The 4488-nt window shown below is 31.6% G+C and carries 5 protein-coding genes; all 5 read right to left on the bottom strand.

Features of this window, described 5'->3' with window-relative positions; genetic code table 11:
* Window positions 1-554 precede the first annotated feature (554 nt).
* Window positions 555-1010, bottom strand: coding sequence for a DUF334 domain-containing protein (locus LQ675_RS14835; protein WP_000753824.1), 456 nt, complete (start codon window positions 1008-1010; stop codon window positions 555-557).
* Window positions 979-1941 carry a relaxase/mobilization nuclease domain-containing protein gene (locus LQ675_RS14840; RefSeq protein WP_000246202.1) on the bottom strand — a complete coding sequence of 321 codons (963 nt, stop codon included), beginning with the start codon at window positions 1939-1941 and terminating at the stop codon, window positions 979-981. Before LQ675_RS14840 ends, LQ675_RS14835 begins: the two co-directional genes overlap by 32 nt.
* Window positions 1923-2321, bottom strand: coding sequence for a plasmid mobilization protein (locus LQ675_RS14845; RefSeq protein ID WP_001002114.1), 399 nt, complete (start codon window positions 2319-2321; stop codon window positions 1923-1925). The genes LQ675_RS14840 and LQ675_RS14845 overlap by 19 nt, the downstream gene beginning before the upstream one ends.
* Window positions 2322-2590: 269 nt before the next feature.
* Complete coding sequence (gene str / locus LQ675_RS14850; protein ID WP_001258486.1) at window positions 2591-3439, bottom strand: streptomycin adenylyltransferase Str; 849 nt, start codon at window positions 3437-3439, stop codon at window positions 2591-2593.
* A 7-nt stretch (window positions 3440-3446) separates the two neighbouring features.
* The gene (locus LQ675_RS14855; protein WP_011167206.1) at window positions 3447-4391 is read right to left on the bottom strand and encodes a replication initiation factor domain-containing protein; all 945 of its coding nucleotides are present in this window, start codon (window positions 4389-4391) and stop codon (window positions 3447-3449) included.
* Window positions 4392-4488: the final 97 nt, after the last annotated feature.

Genomic DNA, 4488 nt, shown 5'->3' on the forward strand with positions numbered 1-4488 from the left:
TCGACTCCTTATTTTGTTTAAGAAGTCGCTCACCCGAATATATATCTTGAAGAATAAACCAATATCGTTTAATATCTAGATATACAAAAATTAAGAAAAAAACACCAACTGTTTTTCTTTAAGGTAAGTCGCATTCACAAACTTTGGTCAGGGAGTGAGCGACTTCTTTTTTTGTTTTTTTATTTGCATATTAATATAACACTAACAAAAGGCTTGGTCTATTCAGACTAAGTCTTTTTTTATTAGGCTGAATATTTTTTAGAATATTTATATTGCTGATAAGTGTTATAAAGTATTAACGCCTGCACTACTACTTGAGCAATTGATATTGCTAAATTAATCTTTTTCTTCTTACTCATTTTCTTCAACCCCCTTTGTTGCTTTATTCCAATTGCTTTATTTACATTGAGCCTCTGTACCCTTAACAAACCCAAAACTTGTCGAATGGTCGGGCTAATAGCTCACGCTATGCCGACATTCGTCTGCAAGTTTAGTTAAGGGTACTTCTCAATATAAATAAATTTTCTCGGCATAAAAGCCTGATCATACTTTGTTTAATCATGGAATCTTGCTCTTATCCACTCATACAACCAAATAAATAGCCCTATAGCGAGTATATAAGGTAAACCATAAGCAATGTACCATAAAACTGAAATAAAGCCCTCAGAAGCCTTTATTTTGCTTGCTATGGCATTCTGTAATACATCTACATGTAAAAAGCCCATAAAATCTCTGCCAATCGTCATAATCAAAGCAAAAAGCATAAACACTAATAACATTGCACCAATACCAGTAAATAATTGCTTTTGTCTTTTTTGATAATGTTCATGTGATTGTTTAACTTCACGCAACATCGAATGAATTTCTTCTCGAACTCCATAAACATCTTTTCGAACCTCTATCTCAATATCTTCTGCATTCACTCGATTTAAATTCTTTTGTAACAAACGAACAAAATCATTATGGACTTTTTTACCTCTACCTTGAAAGTCCTCCGTCGTCTTTTTCAAACTCGACTTGATTGCCTGCAATTCCTTTTCTCTCAAGTCCTGTTGTTCTTTCATCTCTGATATATATTTTATTACTAGCTTGTTTTGTTTCTTCAGTTCTTGCAATTCTTCGTTTTCTAAGGTCTTCTGAATTTTCTGCGACTGCGTCCCAGTCAACTTCGAACGTGTCTGCATATTCATCGTATTCTCGTTCTTCTTCTCGTTCTCGTCTGAATTTCTCGATTGCAAAGCCATTTTCAATCACTCCTTTGTCATAAGAATCGCCCAACTTATTCCCACGTACTTTTTTATCTTCTTCAATGTGTCTATACGTTACGTTGTTTTTCGTTACTCTCGTGATTTCAACACCTTTTTCTTTTAGCAAAGTATTAAATTCTTCAAAGTCTACTGCGTTATCCTTTGTTTCTTCAACTGCCATTCTTATATCATTTTTCCATGACCTTTTATCTTTATCTATCATGTTCTGTTCTGCCAACGTATATCTGATTTCTGATGACTTTTCTGGCACAGATAAACCACGTTCTTCACATAACTGATCATTCGCCTTTTTTATAAAATCACGTTGTTCTTTGTTTGACTGATACTTGTTGCCTGTTTCTAAATTTACTGAATTAATAATAATGTGATTGTGATAATGGTCTTTGTCTGTATGTGTATAAACTGCAACTTGATAATCTGGTGCAATTTTTTTAGCTAATTCTAAACCTATCTCATTACACTCTTTAGCTGTTACTTCGCCAGGCTTAAAAGATTGAATGACTGTATGTGCTTGAACACCATTCTCTTTGCCATATAACGCCCTAGTTTGCTTAAAATATGATTTAGCATAATCAACATCACAATTTAAGCCGCTTTTTTCTTCTGCACGTTCTTCTGCGTAATTAATGGCACGACTTGCCGACTTCGTATTGCCTAATTTAGTTGTTGCCATATCTTATGCAACTCCTTTTTCACATCATCAAATTGCTTTTCTAAATCATGATATTTCTCTTCTGGTAAATGTGTAGCCTTATCTTTATTTTGATTAAACCACTTAGCAATCTGATTCACATTACTACCCAAATGACTTAAATCTTTGGCAATCGATTGTCGCGTTTCTTTGTCTAATTTTGGCGACACTAATCGACTGCCTTGTGCCTTTTTCTTAACGAAATTAGGCACTGTCATATTCAAAGTTTCTGCCGACTGTTTCAACTTTGAATATTCCTGTTCACTCACTCTGAAACTAATTTGTTTTGGCTCTTTGCGGTTGGGTTTACGGTTTCCCCCAACAGACAAATCGCTAGCCAAATTATCTTTATGTTCGTTCACAAGTCCCACCACCTTTCTGACGAAAAATATTCCTTTTCATAAATATAGCTTATAATATAATCTATATTTTCTCAAGTAATATAGTGGTTTGGCAAGCGTCGTATATTCTAGCCACTTCGTTCTGAATATACCGGCTTGCTGGGATTAATCCCAGACCCTTTATGTTTTTGCTAACGCAAAAAATGAGTGGCAAAATGCTAGCCACTCATAGTTCAAAACCAAATTCAAAATCAAAACAAAAGCAACCAAAAATGTGGTTGCTAATAAAATTAATTCTCATAATTATTACGAATAAAATTCTCAATATTTTTTTCGTAATTTGGATAGTTATAATTTCCTAAACAACTTACTTTATTTGAATAATATTTAAATAATTCACAACAAAGCTTAAAAGATTGGTATGTCTTTCTATATCCATTCATCTCAAAAGTAGCTAAAAGCATATTGAATTCTTTATCAGTTAAATATTTGTTTATAAACTTATAATTCTTTCCTAAACTAAAATCAAAACCCCTATTAAAGCCAATATACCAAGAAATCATTCTTAATAATTCAGGACGTAAAATATTATTGAAATGATCTAAAGCAAATAATATTTCTCTTCTAAAAACACCCTTTGCTACATACGTTGAGACACTCCAAAACTCATTACAGCAATCATAAAATTCTCGTTCTGTTGGTTTTTTTAACCAATAATTTGAGTCATCTGGAACAATTTCTTGAGTTACTAAATTATCTTTATCAACTAAAATTTTTACAAGACCATCAGAATCACTAAAATAACGATTTAAATCTTTTAAATTAATTAATGTAATATCCATTTTTATGCCATCTTTAAAATACATTATATAACTGTAACCATAATCTAAATCAGGTGGGAATAATTCCATATCTTCTGGTTTCTGTATAAACAATAATTCTCCAAATAAACTTAACCAACTTTCTTCATGTGTGAAATACTCAATATCTGATACGAAAAAAGCAAAATCATAATCTTGAAACTTATCTTTTTTTATATTTTCATTAGTTCTTGAACCCTCGAGAGCAATAATTTTTACATTGCTTCGTTGATAAGCAAATTCAGAAACTAAATTTAAAATTTCTTTTTCAGTCCTCATTGTTTTTTCACTCCCAAAATCTAAATTCACGCTGCCAAAATTCAATCTGCTTTTGCAATTGTTTTTCATTCTCTTTTAAAGTCAATTTCATTAAGTCCGTTAAATCAATTTCTGAAATACTTTTTAACATTTCTCTGTATTTATTTTTTGTACGTCTTTCTAATTTACCCCATGTACTTTCTTCATGAATTAGCATATAAATCATTGCTTGGTCTTTTACTTTTTCTAAACTAGACCAATCTGGTTTCAAAATATGTAAATCATTAAAACAATCGTTCCAATAATCAACCATATCTCTTTTTAATTCAATTTCTACACGCCATAAGTGTTCAGACATAACTTCAATGTCTGCATTATCCTTACGTTCTTGTTTTTTATTATAAATTCTAATAAATCTATCACTGTCACGAACACCAAAATATTTTGTTTCTGGTTTACCGTTACGACCATAAAAAATAGTTTTCTTAACTGATTTATCAGTCATCGCATAATAATCGCTCAAATCGTCTTCAAAATCAAAAGCCAAATCTAATCTTGTAAAACCATCATCTTCCATGTAGTCAATGATGTTTTGTTTTAACCAAAGCATTTCTTCATGCGTAAGTTTATTAGGATTAAATTCAACACGCATATTACGTCTATCCCACGCATCTGCTTTTACTTTATCATATTCGATGTAAACTTTTTCTTGTAGAGCCTTAGCTTTAAATTTGGTTTGTAATATATCCCAAAGTCTAATTTGTGGCGCAATACTCATAAATTCAGACAGTTTGTGAGCATTGTTCTTATTAAGATTCCCAACAATTGTCATAGCATCAAAGTGTAATTTTGGTTCGGGGGTGTACATAATATGTCGGTTTAACCGGCTATTAGAGTATCCGGTTTTAGAAAAATTTGAGTTTTCCTTTTCCAAACTTTGTTTTGCCTGAATTTCTTCTGCTTTTTTACTCATAAAAAATCGACTCCTTATTTTGTTTAAGAAGTCGCTCACCCGAATATATATCTTGAAGAATAAACCAATATCGTTTAATATCTAGATATACAAAAAT

Origin of the sequence: Mammaliicoccus sp. D-M19, assembly GCF_022386695.1 — a bacterium.
In the GTDB taxonomy this organism is placed as follows: domain Bacteria; phylum Bacillota; class Bacilli; order Staphylococcales; family Staphylococcaceae; genus Mammaliicoccus; species Mammaliicoccus sciuri.